The organism is Streptomyces sp. NPDC006552 (assembly GCF_040611655.1).
In the GTDB taxonomy this organism is placed as follows: Bacteria; Actinomycetota; Actinomycetes; order Streptomycetales; family Streptomycetaceae; genus Streptomyces.
Genome location: NZ_JBEXOS010000049.1, coordinates 1 through 15,473, shown reverse-complemented (window position 1 = coordinate 15,473; position 15,473 = coordinate 1). Strand labels below are relative to the sequence as shown.

General features: G+C 73.3%; 15 protein-coding genes. 7 read left to right on the top strand and 8 right to left on the bottom strand.

The features are described 5' to 3' along the window. The first annotated feature begins 80 nt into the window (after positions 1–80). Entirely contained in the window at positions 81–1,349 is a 1,269-nt protein-coding gene (locus ABZY33_RS25230) for an SAV2148 family HEPN domain-containing protein (protein ID WP_356493942.1), read from the top strand. Positions 1,350–1,449: 100 nt separating this feature from the next. Then, positions 1,450–2,190, top strand: coding sequence for a 3'-5' exonuclease (locus ABZY33_RS25225; RefSeq protein WP_356493941.1), 741 nt, complete (start codon positions 1,450–1,452; stop codon positions 2,188–2,190). Between the two features lie 52 nt (positions 2,191–2,242). On the opposite strand, the gene ABZY33_RS25220 is transcribed toward ABZY33_RS25225, so the two are convergent. Then, entirely contained in the window at positions 2,243–3,121 is an 879-nt protein-coding gene (locus tag ABZY33_RS25220) for an aminoglycoside phosphotransferase family protein (RefSeq protein WP_356493940.1), read from the bottom strand. A gap of 175 nt (positions 3,122–3,296) precedes the next feature. On the opposite strand from ABZY33_RS25220, the gene mgt reads away from it, so the two are divergent. The 3 genes from mgt to ABZY33_RS25205 all read left to right on the top strand — a co-directional run bounded on the left by mgt (position 3,297) and on the right by ABZY33_RS25205 (position 6,619). Further along, positions 3,297–4,520: a macrolide-inactivating glycosyltransferase gene (gene mgt, locus ABZY33_RS25215; RefSeq protein WP_356493939.1), complete on the top strand. Its 1,224-nt coding sequence runs from the start codon at positions 3,297–3,299 to the stop codon at positions 4,518–4,520. 261 nt (positions 4,521–4,781) lie between these two features. Continuing rightward, positions 4,782–5,990 (top strand): S8 family serine peptidase, encoded by a 1,209-nt coding sequence (locus tag ABZY33_RS25210; RefSeq protein WP_356493938.1) that lies wholly within the window; start codon positions 4,782–4,784, stop codon positions 5,988–5,990. Positions 5,991–6,064: 74 nt separating this feature from the next. Next, complete coding sequence (locus ABZY33_RS25205) at positions 6,065–6,619, top strand: DUF1697 domain-containing protein (protein WP_356493937.1); 555 nt, start codon at positions 6,065–6,067, stop codon at positions 6,617–6,619. A 16-nt stretch (positions 6,620–6,635) separates the two neighbouring features. On the opposite strand, the gene ABZY33_RS25200 is transcribed toward ABZY33_RS25205, so the two are convergent. After that, the gene (locus ABZY33_RS25200; RefSeq protein WP_356493936.1) at positions 6,636–7,493 is read right to left on the bottom strand and encodes an aldo/keto reductase; all 858 of its coding nucleotides are present in this window, start codon (positions 7,491–7,493) and stop codon (positions 6,636–6,638) included. A 93-nt stretch (positions 7,494–7,586) separates the two neighbouring features. On the opposite strand from ABZY33_RS25200, the gene ABZY33_RS25195 reads away from it, so the two are divergent. Beyond that, entirely contained in the window at positions 7,587–8,180 is a 594-nt protein-coding gene (locus ABZY33_RS25195) for a TIGR03086 family metal-binding protein (protein WP_356493935.1), read from the top strand. Between the two features lie 13 nt (positions 8,181–8,193). Here ABZY33_RS25195 and ABZY33_RS25190 read toward each other — a convergent pair whose 3' ends face one another. Continuing rightward, entirely contained in the window at positions 8,194–9,474 is a 1,281-nt protein-coding gene (locus tag ABZY33_RS25190) for an MFS transporter (protein WP_356493934.1), read from the bottom strand. A 73-nt stretch (positions 9,475–9,547) separates the two neighbouring features. Here ABZY33_RS25190 and ABZY33_RS25185 point away from each other — a divergent pair, with 73 nt between their 5' ends. Continuing rightward, a complete protein-coding gene (locus tag ABZY33_RS25185; protein ID WP_356493933.1) occupies positions 9,548–10,528 on the top strand; it encodes a DUF5937 family protein in 981 nt (326 codons plus the stop codon). A 13-nt stretch (positions 10,529–10,541) separates the two neighbouring features. Here ABZY33_RS25185 and ABZY33_RS25180 read toward each other — a convergent pair whose 3' ends face one another. From ABZY33_RS25180 to ABZY33_RS25160, 5 genes are all read right to left on the bottom strand, one after another. Continuing rightward, positions 10,542–11,282 carry a sirohydrochlorin chelatase gene (locus ABZY33_RS25180; protein WP_356493932.1) on the bottom strand — a complete coding sequence of 247 codons (741 nt, stop codon included), beginning with the start codon at positions 11,280–11,282 and terminating at the stop codon, positions 10,542–10,544. 8 nt (positions 11,283–11,290) lie between these two features. Beyond that, positions 11,291–12,217, bottom strand: a complete 927-nt coding sequence (locus ABZY33_RS25175) for an ABC transporter permease (protein ID WP_356493931.1) — start codon at positions 12,215–12,217, stop codon at positions 11,291–11,293. Further along, complete coding sequence (locus tag ABZY33_RS25170) at positions 12,204–12,995, bottom strand: ABC transporter ATP-binding protein (protein ID WP_356493930.1); 792 nt, start codon at positions 12,993–12,995, stop codon at positions 12,204–12,206. Before ABZY33_RS25170 ends, ABZY33_RS25175 begins: the two co-directional genes overlap by 14 nt. Positions 12,996–13,039: 44 nt before the next feature. Then, on the bottom strand, positions 13,040–14,152 hold the full coding sequence (locus tag ABZY33_RS25165; protein ID WP_356493929.1) for an aliphatic sulfonate ABC transporter substrate-binding protein: 1,113 nt from the start codon (positions 14,150–14,152) through the stop codon (positions 13,040–13,042). A gap of 226 nt (positions 14,153–14,378) precedes the next feature. Continuing rightward, positions 14,379–15,473 (bottom strand): GTP-binding protein (locus ABZY33_RS25160; protein WP_356493928.1); only part of this gene is annotated, 1,095 nt, incomplete at its 5' end.

Sequence of the window (15,473 nt, the reverse complement as noted above, 5' to 3'; positions counted from 1 at the left end):
CGCTCCCGGAGTACCCTTCCTTGATCGTTGCTGGGGGAGTGTCCGACGGACTCGGGGGAGCGGAAGGCGGTGCGGAGCGGGTGAGCTCGGGAGGTCTTGAGCTGCCCCCTGGTGGCGACGGTCACGAGGGTCAGGAGGGTTCCGCGGCGGCCGCCACGGACATCCCGCCCGGAGCGGTGTCGCTGGCCCGTCCCGTGGACGCGGGATCGCAGATCGGACCGGAGCTGGACTGGGGCGCCGACGCCTGGCGCGAGGTCCGTACGCGCGCCCAGCGAGCCGGGCGCGCCTACATCTGGCTGAATCTGGTGGAGCAGCGGCTGCGGGCCGTGGTCGCCGCCGTGCTGCGGCCCGTCTACGCGCCCGTGCACGGCGACGACTGGGTCGTCGCCGCCGCGGGGCCCGCCGGGCAGGAGTGGGTGCAGCGGGCCGTCGCCGTACGCGAGGTCAGCCGCCGCAAGGGGTATCTCCTGGACCCGGCCGACGACAACGTGCTCTCCTTCCTCACGCTCCCGCAGCTGCGGGAGCTGATGGTGCAGCACTGGCCGTGCTTCGAGCCGTACTTCGACGACCGCCGCGACGTCGAGCTCGCCCTGGACGAGCTGGAGGTCACCCGCAATGTGGTCTCCCGCAACCGCGCCCTGAACGAGACGGTCCTCGCCCAGGCCGAGCGCGCCTCCGCCCGCCTCCTGGAGATGCTCGGCGCGGGCTCCGACGTCCCCTCCGCCCGGCGGCTGCCGATCGACGCCGTCGAGCACCTGGTCGGCGACCGGTTCGCGGACGTGGTGGGCGTGCACGCGGACCGTGTCCGGCTGCTGCGGCAGTTCCCGGCCGAGGACCTTTTCGGCGGCGCCCGGCGCCTGGACGCGATCGGGATAGGCCTGAACCTGCTCGTCCAGAACTTCTCGGGACGCCGCCTGATGCGGCTCGCCGAGTCGGGGTGCCGCACCCGGCTCCTCTTCCTGAACCCGGCGTCCAGCTCGGTGAAACGGCGCGAGCGGGAACTGGGGCTCAAGCGCGGCGAGTTGAGCCGCGCCGTCGAGATGAACATCCTGCACATGCGGCGGGTACGGACCCGGCTCCGCGACCCCGGCGCGTTCGAGATCCAGGTCTTCGACGAGACGCCCCGCTTCACCGCCTACCTCGTCGACGGCGACGGCTCCGACGGCGTCGCGGTCGTCCAGTCCTATCTGCGCCGCTCCCGGGGGATGGAGGCGCCGGTCCTCGTGCTGCGCGGCGGCGGCCGGGTGGTCCGGGCGAACAGCTCGCCCGAGACGGGCGAGAACGGGCTGTTCGTGACATACCGGGACGAGTTCGAACAGGCCTGGGCGGACGCCCGGCCGGTCTCGTAGCGGGCGCCGTGGCCGCCCGGGACCGGGGCCGGACCGGATTGTCAGTGGCGCGTGCGAGGGTGTGGTCACTGGGGGAACGCACCACGAGAAGGGGGCTGCCATGGCCTGGCACCAGGAGCTGATGGTCGGCTTCGATCTGGAGACGACGGGGACCGATCCGCGCGAGGCGCGCATCGTCACCGGCGCCGTCATCGAGGTCAGGGACGGCGCCGTCCTGGGCCGCCGGCAGTGGCTCGCCGACCCCGGCGTACCGATTCCGGACGAGGCCGTCGCGGTCCACGGCATCAGCACCGAGCGGGCGCGCGCGGACGGCGAACCGGCGGACCGGGTCGCCGAGGCCCTCGCCGAGGTCCTGGTCGGGTACTGGCGCACGGGCGTCCCCGTGGTCGCGTACAACGCGGCGTTCGACCTGACCCTGCTCTCCGCCGAACTGGCCCGGTACGGGCGCCCGTCACTGCGCGAGCGGCTGGGCGGCCGGGAGCCGGCCCCGGTCATCGACCCGTACACGATCGACCGCACCGCCGACCGCTACCGCCGCGGGAAGCGCAATCTGGAGGCGGTCTGCACCGAGTACGGTGTCCCGCTCGACGCCGCGCACGACGCCTCCGCGGACGCTCTGGCCGCGGCGCTGCTCGCCCGCGCGATAGGCGACCGCCACGCGAAGATCGCCTCCCTCGGCCCGGCGGAGCTGCACCGCCGTCAGGTGGAGTGGTACGCCGCGTGGGCGGCGGACTTCCAGCGCTTCCTGCGCGGGAAGGGAGAGGCCCAGGCGGTGGTGGACCCGGCGTGGCCGATACGCGCCGTCGTCGGAGCCGACCGGTCCAGCCCGTCCGGCGTCTGAGGGCCGGGACCCGGGGCGACGCCCCGGGCGCGCGGCGGGGAGGTGGCCGCGCTCAGAACGGGTACCACCGGACCGAGGCGTCCCCGTCCCGCAGCGAGCCGACCCGCCGCCGGAACTCCGCCAGGGCGGCCGGGTTGCCGGGCGCGTGCTGCGCGACCCACGCACAGGACGCGGTCTCCCGCGCCCCGCGCAGCACCGCGCACCCCTCCCACTCCCGCACGTCCCACCCGTACTCCGCGACGAACCCGTCGTACGCCGCCGCGGGCAGCCCGTAGCGGTCCCGCGACAGCGCCATGACCACCAGATCGTGCTCGCGCAGGTCCGAGGAGAAGGTCTCCAGGTCGACGAGGACCGGCCCTTCGGGCCCGATGTGCACATTGCGGGGCAGCGCGTCCCCGTGGATCGGGCCGGGGGCGAGCCGCGGGGTCAGCGCGGCGGCCGCCGCGGCGAACCCGTCGCGTCGCTCGCGCAGGTACGCCGCGTCCGCCGGATCGATCGCGTCGCCGGCGAGCCGCAGCCAGCGCTCGACGCCGCCCAGCAACTCCCGCCGGGGCAGCGGGAAGGCGGCCGGGGCGGGCAGCGCGTGCACGCGCTTCAACAGCTGTGCCAGGTCGCGCGGTTCGGCGGGCCGCACCGACGCGGGGACGCGGTGCCACACCGTCACCGGATGCCCGTCGACGACCAGCGGTTCGGCCCGCGCCGCCCGTACGGCCGGCACACCGTGCTCGGCGAGGTAGGCGGCGACGGCCAGTTCGCGGCGGGCCCGGTCCAGCAGTTCGGGCGCCAGCGCGGTGGAGCGGCCCACCTTGACGACGAGGTCGCCCGCCGCGAAGACCGCGTTCTCCCCGAGCGCGAGCAGCTCGGCGCCGTCCGCCGGCCGCGCCACGACCCCCGCCCGGGCCAGCACGTCCCGTGCCCGTCCTTCATCCATCACTGACCTCCCGCGTCCCTGCCCGTACCCGGCCAGTCTCCCACCCCTGCTGATGCCGTCCGGGCCCGCCTGCGCCTCGCCTCTCCGTCCACCCCTGCGGTTGCTCGCGGCGCCCCACGCCTCAGCGACCGATAATGACTTGCACGAGACGTATCGTCTCGCTTAGTCTCGCGACGTGACGAACCAGAAAGCGTGCCGCCCCGCCCATATCGCCATGTTCTCCATCGCCGCCCACGGGCACGTGAACCCGAGCCTGGAGGTGATCCGGGAGCTCGTGGCCCGGGGGCACCGCGTCACGTACGCGATCCCGCACCTCTTCGCGGCGAAGGTCGCCGAGACCGGCGCCGAGCCGGTCCGCTACCGCACCACGCTGCCCGGCCCCGACGACGACCCGGCGGCCTGGGGGACCACGCTCCTCGACAACGTCGAGCCGTTCCTGAACGACGCGATCCAGGCGCTGCCCCAGCTCATCGAAGCCTACGAAGGGGACGGCGGTGCGGGCGTGCCCGACCTCGTCCTGCACGACATCACCTCGTACCCGGCCGGTGTCCTCGCCCACCGCTGGGGCGTCCCCGCGATCTCCCTCTCGCCCAACCTCGTGGCCTGGCAGGGGTACGAGGAGGAGGTCGCCGAGCCGATGTGGGCCGAGCCCCGCAGCACCCCGCGCGGCCAGGCGTACTTCGCCCAGTTCACCGCCTGGCTCCGGGAGAACGGGGTGACGAAGACCGCCGACGAGTTCTGGGGACGCCCCGACCGCTCGCTCGTGCTCATCCCCAGGGCGCTCCAGCCGCACGCCGACCGGGTCGACGAGAAGACGTACACCTTCGTCGGGGCCTGCCAGGGCGACCGGTCCGCGCAGGGTGACTGGGAGCGCCCGGCCGGCGCCGAGCGCGTGCTGCTCGTCTCGCTCGGCTCCTCCTTCACCAAGCAGCCCGGCTTCTACCGCGCGTGTGTCGCGGCCTTCGGGGACCTGCCCGGCTGGCACGTCGTGCTCCAGGTCGGCAAGCACGTCACGGCCGAGGATCTCGGTGACGTGCCCGGCAACGTCGAAGTGCACCAGTGGGTACCCCAGTTGGCGGTCCTGATGAAGGCGGACGCGTTCATCACGCACGCCGGTGCGGGCGGCAGTCAGGAAGGTCTTGCCACCGCCACTCCCATGGTCGCCGTCCCGCAGGCCGTCGACCAGTTCGGCAACGCCGACATGCTGGAGGGGCTCGGAGTCGCCCGGCACGTCCCGATGGAGGAGGCGACCGCCGAGCGGCTCCGCGCGGCGGTCCTCGACCTCGTCGACGACCCGGAGGTGGCGCGCCGCCTCGCCGCGATCCGGCACGAGATGGCGGGCGAGGGCGGCACGCGGCGGGCGGCCGACCTCATCGAGGCCGAACTGCCGGCCCGCTAGGACGACGACGGTCGCCCCTTGCCCGACTCGGAGCAGCGACGGACGGACCGCCTATCAGGCGCTCCGTCCGTTTTGTTATTACAGAACCTTGTTGAACAAGTCACAGGTGTATGTAGGTCTTGATCTGGTCGCGTCAATCGGTCAGGGTTTCGTCTCAACCCCCGGAGATCTTCCGGAGATTGCCGGGGGCAGCACGAGAAAACGCGCCCCCACGCGCGTAGAACTCATCCCCCCACAATCACCACGAGGAGCCCCCTCTTCATGGCAGTTCACCAGCGTGCCCGCACCATGAAGCTGACCGCGGCGATAGCCACGGCGGCGACGGCGGTCGGCGTGACGGTCTTCACCGGCGGCTTCGCCGGCGCCGCGGCCCCCGCCCAGGGCAAGGTCTACGGCCTCGGCGTCCAGGGCGCCGTGTCCGGCAGCTACATCGTGCTGCTCGACCGCAAGACCTCCGCCGCCGCCAAGAAGGACCTGGCCAAGAGCTACGGCGGCACCTTCAGGCGGAACTACGGCTCCGCCGTCAACGGCTTCTCGGTCAACGGCCTCTCGCAGACCGAGGCGAAGCAGCTCGCCGCCGACGACTCGGTCGGCAAGGTCGTCCAGAACAAGAAGTTCCACATCGACGCCGTCCAGGACAACCCGCCCTCCTGGGGCCTGGACCGCATCGACCAGACAGCCACCGCGGGCGACGGGAAGTACACCTACCCGGACAGCGCGGGCGGGGGCGCCACCGCGTACGTCATCGACACCGGTGTCCGCATCAGCCACCAGGACTTCGGCGGCCGCGCCTCCTACGGCTTCGACGCCGTCGACAACGACGAGAGCGCCGACGACGGCAACGGGCACGGCACGCACGTGGCCGGCACCATCGCGGGCACCGCGCACGGCGTCGCCAAGAAGGCGAAGATCGTCGCCGTCCGCGTCCTCGACAACGAGGGCTCGGGCACCACGGAGCAGGTCGTCGCCGGTATCGACTGGGTGACCAAGAACCACCAGGGACCCTCGGTCGCCAACATGTCGCTGGGCGGCGGCGTCGACGAAGCGCTCGACGCGGCGGTGCAGAAGTCGATCGCCTCTGGCGTCACCTACGCGGTCGCGGCCGGCAACGAGTCGGCGGACGCCGCCACCTCCAGCCCGGCCCGCGTCCCCGAGGCCATCACGGTCGCCTCCTCCACCCAGGACGACGAGCAGTCCGACTTCTCCAACTACGGGTCCGCCGTCGACCTCTACGCCCCCGGCTCGGACATCACCTCCGACTGGAACACCGGCGACGACGCCACCCACACCATCTCCGGTACGTCGATGGCGACCCCGCACGTGGTCGGTGCCGCCGCCGTCTACCTCGGCGGCCACCCCGACGCGGCCCCGGCCGACGTCGCCGAGGCGCTCACCGGCGGAGCTACCCCTGACGCCATCGCGAACGCCTCCGCGGGCACCGCGAACAAGCTCCTGAAGATCGTCGAGTAGCCTCCCGGCCCTCCCTGACCGGCGGCCGCCGTGCCCGCCCCCACGGGGCACGGCGGCCGCCTTATCGTGTGCGGATGGCGATCACGAGATACGCGGCCCTGCTGCGCGGCATCAACGTCGGCGGCCACAAGAAGGTCCCCATGGCCCGGCTGCGGCCCCTGGTCGAGGGGCTCGGCCTCACCGACGTACGTACCTATCTGCAGAGCGGCAACGTCACCTTCGCGGCGGACCGCGGTGACGAGGCGTCGCTGGCACGGGAGGTCGCGGACGCCCTCGCCGGGGAGTTCGGCTTCCCGGTCGACGTGCTCGTCCGGGAGCACACGTATCTGAAGGCGGTCAGGGACGCGTGCCCGTTCCCGGCCGCCGACCTCGCGGGCAAGCAGCTGCATGTCACGTACTTCTCGGAGCCGGTGCCGGTGGAGCGGTTCGCCGCCGTGGACGCGGCGGCGTTCGCGCCGGAGGACTTCCGGCTCGGGGACCGCGCGCTGTACCTCTACGCGCCCGCCGGGCTCGGCACGTCGAAACTCGCCGTTCAGCTGAACCGGCCGGCGCTGACCAAGGGGCTCATCGCGACCAGCCGGAACTGGAACACCGTGGTGAAGCTGGTGGAGTGGACCGAGGGCGCGTAAGCCGCTGCCCGGTCAGTCACCCCAGCGCGTCCAGCCGGGACAGGTCGCCCGGTGTCAGCCGGATCGCCTGAGCGCCCATGTTCTCGCTCAGGTGGGCGGGCGACCCCGTCCCCGGGGTCGGGCAGAGCACCGGTGCGTGGTGGAGCAGCCAGGCCAGGGCGATCTGGGACGGGGACGCGCCGTGCGCGGTGGCGATGTCCGCGCACACCGGGTCGGCGGCGAGCGTCCCGTTGCCCAGGGGGAACCAGGGCAGGAACGCGATGCCGCGCTCCGCGCAGAGGGCGAGCAGCGGCTCGGAGGCGCGGTCGAGGACGTTGTAGCGGTTCTGGACCGAGACGATCGGGACGATGTCGAGGTCGAGAGCCGCCCGCAGCTGCGCGGCGGTCACCGAGTCGAGGCCCACGTGCCGGATCTTGCCCGCGTCCCGCAACTCCTTGAGCGCGCCGAGCTGTTCGGCCATCGGCACCCCGGGGTCGAGGCGGTGCAACTGGTACAGGTCGATCCGCTCGAGCCGCAGCCGCCGCAGGCTCGCCTCGCACATCGCACGCAGCCGCTCGGGCCGCCCCTCGACGTGCCAGCTCTCGGCGGAGTCCCGGACGACACCGCCCTTCGTGGCGATCACCAAGTCGTCGGCGTACGGGTGCAGGGCCGCGGCGACGCGCTCCTCCGCGATGTCCGGGCCGTAGTTGTCGGCGGTGTCGATGAGCGTCACGCCCAGCTCCACCGCCCGCCGCACCACCGCGATCGCCTCCGCGTCGCTGCCCCGCGGACCCCAGCAGCCGGGCCCGGTCAGCCGTACGGTCCCGTACCCGAGACGGCGTACGGGCAGGTCGGAGCCGATGCGGAACGTTTCCTGCGGGGCGGGGAGCGTCATGCGGCGACGGTAGCCGACGCCACTCGTGCCGGGTGCGCGCGGTGTCGCGTTCGTTCAAGAAGAGGCGACGGGCCGCGGCCTAGCGTCGGGGCCATGGAAGAACGTATGGACACCGTGTACCCGCACCTCGTCGAAGCCGCCGCCGAAGCGGCCCGCGTCGCCGCCGGCGTCGGACCCGGGGGGCTCGACGCGCCGTCCGGCTGCGGGGAGTGGACGGTGCGGACCCTGGTCAGCCACTGGGTGGCGTACAGCTCCCACGGGCTGGAGCACCGCGCCCGCCGGCTCCAACTCCCCGCGGCGCTGACCGAGCGGGACGTCACCGCCGAGGCGGACTGGGCCGCCCGGTACGCGGCCGGCCTCGACCGGGCCGTCGCCGCCTGGGCCGCGCCGGACGCCTGGGAAGGAACCATCGACCTCGGGCACGCGGCGCAGCCCGCGCCCGAGGTCGCCGCCCTCCTGTGGACCGAACTCGTCCTGCACGGCTGGGACGTGGCCCGCGCCACCGGCCAGGAGTTCCATGTCACGGACGGCGCCGCGGCGCTGCTGCTCCACGTCGTGGCGGAGAACGCCGAGCTGTACCGGCAGTACGAGGGGTTCGCCGCCCCCGTCGAGGTGGCGCCCGGCGCGCCGGTGTACGAGCGGGCACTCGCCCTGAGCGGACGGGACCCGCACCGCACACCCCGGTGAACCGGCCCCGGATTCAGGCGGCGCGGGGCTCCCCCCGCCAGGCATCCCGCCGCGCCCGGCGCACGGCGGGGCCGACCCCGAGCCCGGCCGCGACGAACAGCACCCCGAGCACGGCCCAGCCCGCCGCCCCGTGGTCGATGGCCGTCGCGGTCACCAGGGCCGGCGCGGCCATCGTCGCCGCCGCCTGACCGGAGTGGAACACGCCCTGGTAGACGCCCTGCGCGCCGGCATCGGCCAGCCCGTACCCGACGGTCCAGCCGCCCGCTGCCGACAGCACCTCGGCCGACACCTGCACCACCGCGCCCACCAGCAGGACCACGAGCCCCCACAGCGGTGACAGCCCCGCCGTGCACGCGAACACCGCGCACGCCAGTGCGAGCAGCAGCCCCGAGTGGCGCATCGCCCGTACCGCGCCCGGCAGATCCTCCACCCCACGCGTGGCCCGCACCTGGAGCAGGGCCACCAGCGCGCAGTTGAGGATCATGATCACCGCTGCCGACCAGCGCGGCGCCTGCGTGTGCTGCACGATCCACAGCGGCAGGCCGACGTCCAACAGGCCGTACTGCAGGGCCAGTACGGCATTGAGGCAGGTCACCGCCAGATACGGCAGATCGCGCACCGCCCGCAGCCGGTTCCCGTGCGGCGCGTCGGCGACGGGCCGGGCCGTCGCGCCGTCCGGCAGCCGGTGCACGAGCATGCCGGACACGGCGAACGCGACCGCGTCGGCGAGGATCAACGCCGTGTACCCGGCCCGGCTGTCCACCTGGAGCGCCAGCGCGCCGAACGCGCCGCCCAGCCCCATCCCCACGTTGGTCACCATCCGCAGATGCGCCCGGCCCTCCACCCGCGTCCCCGCCGGCAGCACATCGGCGTACAGCGCGTTGCGCACGCCCATGCTCGCCTGGCTCAGCGCGGCGTAACCGATCGCCGTCGCCAGGAACGCGGCGTACGAACCGACGACCGTGTACGCCGCCAGTACCACCCCGCACGCGACCCACAGCCCGGTCAGCACCGGCCGGCGCCCCCACCGGTCCGAGGCCCGGCCCGCGGGCACCCCCGCCGCGATGCCGAAGAGGCCCGCGACGGTCAGGCCCACCCCCACCGGCGTCGCGCCGAGCCCGACGACCCGGGTGAAGTACAGGACGCTGACCGGGAAGAACAGGCCGCGCCCGAACGCGTTGAGGAGCGTGAGCAGCGACAGCCGCAGCAGCAGCGGACCGGCGGGCAGCAGTCCGGCGAACCGGGTGGCGGCCGGGGCGGCGGTGGAGTGTGTCCGGGGCGGCGAAGTGGTCATACCCACAGGGAACCGGGGTGACGGACCGCTGCGACAATCCTTTAGCGTACGGCTGAACAGTGAGGGGGCCGGGGTGATCGAGTTCCGGTTCGTCGTCGGCGATCTGGCCCGGACGTCGTTCGCCTACTCGCCTCTCCAGGAAGCCGTGTACTCGCTGCGCTGCTGGCGCGATCCGGCCCGCTACCCGCACCAGCGGCCCTGGCTGCGCCGCCTCGGCCCGGCCTTCCGGCGCCAGGACACCGAACTGCTCACCGCGCTCATCGCGCCGCGGCAGTGGATCCCGGACTTCCTCACCCCGCGTCCGGACCGGCCGCGCCCCGGCTTCGCCCAGCAGCTCACCGCGCTCGGCCGGACCCCGCCGCGGGAGCTGGCCCCCGCGTTCGCCGCCGCGTACGGCGCGGCTCCGCTGCCGGACCTGGTCCGCCAGGGTCTCGCCGACCCGGCCGCCTTCCTCGCCCGCATCGTCGGCGCCCTGGACGCCTACTGGTCCGCGTGCCTGGCCCCGGACTGGTGGCCGCGGGTGCACGCCGTCCTGGAGGCCGACCTCGCCCACCGCGGCAAGGTTCTGGCCGAGGAGGGCGCGGGCGGCCTCTTCACGAGCCTCGACCCGCGGCTGAGCTGGAGCGGTGACGTCCTCACCCTGGTCAAGAAGTTCGACCGGCACCCGTGGCCCGAGGCCGACATCCGCATCGGCGGCCGGGGGCTCGTCCTCGTCCCCACGCTCTTCGCCCTGGGCGCCCACACCATGATCGACCCCGGCCTGCCCCCGCTCCTGTCCTACCCCGCGCGCGGCCGGGCCACGATCTCCGAGACCCCGCCCCCGGTCTCCGACGAGGCCCTGGCCCGCCTGCTCGGCCCGGCCCGCGCCCGCATCCTGCACCTCCTGGCGGACCCCGCCTCCACCACGGAACTCGCCCACCGACTCGCGGTCACCCCCGGCGCGGTCAGCCAGCACCTCGCGATCCTCTACGACGCGGGGCTGCTGCTGCGCACCCGGAGCGGACGCAGTGTGCGCTACCGGCGCAGCGAGCTGGGGGAGCGGTTGTGCGGCTGAACCAGGCGGTCCCTCAGGCGCTCGCCGTCGCCAACTCCCGTACCAGCGCCTCCTGATAGCGCCGCAACAGCACCCGCGCCACCTCGGGCGCGGGGCCGAGCACGGCGGAGAGGACGTCCGCGCCGGCCGCGCCCCGTGCGATGCGGTCGGGGAGGCGGCCGGGGGCCAGGACGTAGGGGGCGACCGCGACGCGGGCGCAGCCCAGTGCGCGCAGCTCCCGGACGGCGTCCTCGGTGCGGGGCAGGCGAGCGGAGGCGAACGCAGGCCGCACGGCGCACCAACCGGTGTGCCGCCACTCCCGCGCGATATCAGCGATCACTGCGATCGCCTCCGGGTCGGAGGAGCCCGCCGAGGCCAGCACGACCCCGGTCGTGGGCTTGTCGGCCGGGGTCAGCCCGGCCTCGTACAGGCGCCGGTCGAGCGCCGTCAGCAGCAACGGCGACGGGCCGAGGACGCCGGCCTGACGGATGCGCAGCGAGGGCGGGGCCGCGCGCAGCACCGACGGGATGTCGGACTTCGCGTGGAACGCCCGGGTCAGCAGGAGGGGCAGGGCGACGACATCGCGGACGCCCTCCGCCGCCAGGGACTCCAGCACCCCTGGTACAGAGGGGACGCTGAAGTCCAGGAAGGCCGTCTCCACCCGCACGCCCGGCCGCTGTGCCCGCGCCTCGCGCACGAGGGCGTGCACCGTCGCGGCGTGCCGCGGATCGCGGCTGCCGTGGGCGATGACCAGCAGGACGGGGGGCGTGTGCATGGGACGGCTCAGTTCTTGACGAGGAGGCCGCGGCCGCGCAGGACGCGCCGCTCCAGCGGGCTGAAGACCAGCAGGTCGATGACGATGCCGACGATCAGGATGAGCAGGATCGCCAGGAACACCAGGGGCATGGACGAGGCGTTGCGGCCGTTCTCCAGGAGCTGGCCGAGGCCGACGCCCAGGTCCGGCGAGGACGCGATGATCTCCGCCGCCATCAGGGATCGCCAGGAGAACGCCCAGCCCTGCTTGAGCCCGGCCAGATACCCGGGCAGCGCCGCGGGCAGGACCACGTGCCACAGGCCCCGGACCCCGGTCGCCCCCAGAGTGCGGCCCGCGCGCAGGAACAGCGGCGGCACCTGGTCGACGCCGGAGACCAGACCGTTGGCGATCGAGGGGACCGCGCCGAGCAGGATGACCGCGTACATCATCGAGTTGTTCAGGCCCAGCCACAGCACGGCCGGCGGGACCCAGGCCACCGAGGGCAGCGACTGGAGGCCGGAGAGGATCGGGCCGATCGCCGCGCGCACGAACTTCACCCGCGCCACGAGCAGGCCCAGCGGTGTGCCGATGACCAGCGCGAAGAGGAAGCCGAGCAGGCCGCGCGAGACGCTCGTCCAGATGTAGCCGAGCAGCTCGCCCTGGAGCCAGGCCGTGCGCACCTCGTCCCAGACCGCCGACGGCGCGGGCAGCTTCGCCGGGTCGTCGACGACCTTGAAGGAGACCAGCGCCTGCCAGAGCACGAGCACCACGAGGACCGCCGTCAGCGGCGGCAGGATCTTCTCGCGGAACGTCCGGCGGAACGGGACCCGGCCGGTGTCGACCCGCTCCAGCGCGTCGAGCCCGGCCTCCAGGCCCGCCAGGTCGTCCTTGGCGACCGCCGGCCGGCCGCCGGGCCCGGCCGCCTCGACCGTGGCCGTCGGTTCAGTCCTTGCCATGGCGGCGGATCTCCCCACGCAGTTGTTCGGTGATCTCGACGGAGAGCTCGGCCACCTCGGCGTCCTCGATGCGGCGCGGCTGCGGGATGTCCACCGTCCACTCATGGGCGATGCGGCCGGGCCGTGAGGACAGGAGCACCACCCGCTCGGCGAGCCGCACCGCCTCGCGCACGTTGTGCGTGACGAACAGGACGGAGACGTTCGTCTCGCGCCAGATGCGGGTCAGCTCGTCGTGGAGCACGTCGCGGGTGATCGCGTCGAGCGCCGCGAACGGCTCGTCCATCAGCAGCAGCCCGGCGTCCTGGGCGAGGGCCCGCGCGAGCGCCACCCGCTGGCGCATGCCACCGGACAGCTCGTGCACGCGCTTGCCGTACGCGCCGTGCAGCCGGACCAGGTCGAGCAGCTCCTCGGCGCGGGTGCGCCGCTCGGCCTTGGCCACGCCCCGCAGTTTCAGGGCCAGTTCGATGTTCTTGCCCGCGGTCAGCCACGGGAACAGGGCGTGCTCCTGGAACATCAGGGCGGGGCGCCCGTCCGTCGCGATGGTGCCCGCCGACGGCCGGTCGAGCCCGGCCACCAGATTGAGCAGGGTCGACTTGCCGCAGCCGGAGGCCCCCAGGAGGGTGACGAACTCGCCCGGCGCGACATCGAGCGTGATGTCGTCCAGGACGAGCTGGGGGCCGGCCGGTGTGGCGAAGGACTTCGAGACGTGCTCGATGCGGGCCGTCCGGCCGCCCGTCACGGCGGCGGAGTCACCCGCCTTGGCGAGAGTCGTCGCCATGGTCGTCACCTCCTGGGATGCTGTGGACTCGGCTTCGGTGCGGGTTACTTGACGCCGAGACCGGCGTCGTCGACCTTGCTGCCGCCGGTGGCGGCGAGCACCTTGTTGAGCGGCTTCAGGTCGTAGATGCCGGCCAGGTCGGGCTTCTGCAGCAGCCCCGCCTTCACCGCGTGGTCCGCCTCGGAGTTCAGGGTCGAGGCCAGCGGGTCGTCGGTGAAGTCGATGGACTTCCACGCCGGGTCGAGCACGTTCGCCGGCAGCGGCTTGCCGGAGTCCTGCTCCAGCTGCTTGTTGGCGGCGGCCTTCGCCTCGTCCGGGTGGGCCTTGATCCACGCGTTGGTCTTCACCGAGCCGCGCAGCACGGCCTCGACGACGTCCGGGTGCTCCTTGAGGAACGACTGCTTCACGATGATGTTCGTGATCACGAACTTCTTGCCGGGCCACAGGTCGGCCTCGTCGAGCAGCACCTTGCCGCCCTCGGCGACCAGCTTGGACGCGGTGGGCTCGGGCACCCACGCGCCGTCCACGGAGCCCGACTTGTAGGCGTCGGGGGTGATCTTGTTGTCCGTGCGGACCACGGACACGTCGCCCTTGCCGGAGGCGGCGTCGACCTTCCAGCCCCGCTCCGCGATCCAGTTCAGGAACGCGACGTCCTGGGTGTTGCCGAGCTGGGGGGTGGCGATCTTCTTGCCCTTGACGTCGTCCAGGGACTTGATCTTCTTCGGGTCGACGACGAGCTTCACGCCGCCGGAGGCCGAACCGCCGATGATCCGCAGCGACTTGCTCTGCGACTTGGTGTAGCCGTTGATGGCGGGGGAGGGGCCGATCCAGCCGATGTCGATGGAGCCGCCGTTGAGCGCCTCGATCTCGGACGGTCCCGCGTTGAAGACCTGGTACTTGGCCTGGGTGCCCTTGAGCTCCTGCTGGAAGAAGCCCTTCTGGTTGCCGACGAGGGCGGTGCCGTGGGTGAGGTTCCCGAAGTAACCGATGCGGACGGTGTCCGCGGAGAGGGCCTTGCCCTTGGCGGAGACGTGCTCCTGGGAGCTGTCGTCACTGTCGGAGCCGTAGCCGCAGGCCGTCGCGGCGAGCGCGAGGAGCGGCAGCGCGGCGACGGCGGCGAGGCCGCGGCGGGCGAGGGTGGAGCGGTTGGCAGGCACGGGAGGCTTTCCTCTCGTCGGCCCGGCGGTCACGCGGTCAGGGCGTGGCCGGGAGGTCGGCAGGTCTCCGTCTTCGACGGACGGTGCGGGGGGTGCGGGCGCGCAGGCAGTGCGCGGACGTCAGCACGCACATCGCCCGACCCCGCCCTGCCCGCTGCCGAGGGCGCCGCTGCCGACGCGGCCGCCCTCCTTCGCGAACGTCCCGTAGTAGTCGATGAAGTTCATGTCAGAAGTCCCAGCCTGCGTCTTCCCCGGCGGCCTCGACGGCCGCGGTGACCGGCGTCTCGGCGGCGGCGAACGCCTCGCCGGCCATCCCCGCCGCGAGCGTCGTCCCGTCCGCCGGGTCGATCAGCAGGAAGGAGCCGGTGCGCCGGGAGTCCGCGTAGCGGTCGAGCGCGAGCGGCTCGGCGGTGCGGACCTTGACGCGGCCGATGTCGTTGGCGACGAGCTGCCCCGGCTCGGCGTGCTGGGAGAGGTCGTCGAGCGTGAGCCGCGACGGGATCTCCTTGACGATCGCCTTGACGGTGCGGGTGGTGTGCTTGAGCAGCACCCGCTGGCCGACCGCGAGGGGGGCGTCGGCGACGTGGCAGACGGTCGCCTCGATGTCCTGCGACGTGGCCGGCGCGTCACCGCTCGGCACGATCAGGTCGCCGCGCGAGACGTCGATGTCGTCCTCCAGGAGGAGGGTGACGGACTGCGGCGTCCACGCCACGTCGACGGCCCGGCCCAGCAGGTCGATCCCGGCGACCTTCGAGGTGCGCCCGGACGGCAGCACGGTGACGGGCTCGCCGACGCGGAAGGTGCCCGCGGCGATCTGGCCCGCGTACCCCCGGTAGTCGGGGTGCTCCGCGGTCTGCGGCCGGATCACGTACTGCACGGGCAGGCGGGCGTGGCAGCCGGTGAGGTCGTGGCTGACCGGCACCGTCTCCAGGTGCTCCAGGACGGTCGGGCCGCCGTACCAGTCCATGTTCGCGGACGGCTCCACGACGTTGTCGCCGGCGAGCGCCGAGATCGGGATGGCGGTGATCTCGGGGACGCCGAGGTGGCCCGCGTACGCGGTGAACTCCTCGGCGATCGCCGCGAAGGCGCTCTCCTGGTAGTCGACGAGGTCCATCTTGTTGACGGCGAGGACGACGTGCGGCACGCGCAGCAGGGCGGCGACGGCCGCGTGCCGGCGGGTCTGCTCGATGACGCCGTTGCGGGCGTCGACGAGGACCACGGCGAGGTCGGCGGTGGAGGCGCCGGTGACCATGTTCCGGGTGTACTGCACGTGGCCGGGGGTGTCGGCGAGGATGAAGCGGCGGCGCGGGGTGGCGAAGTA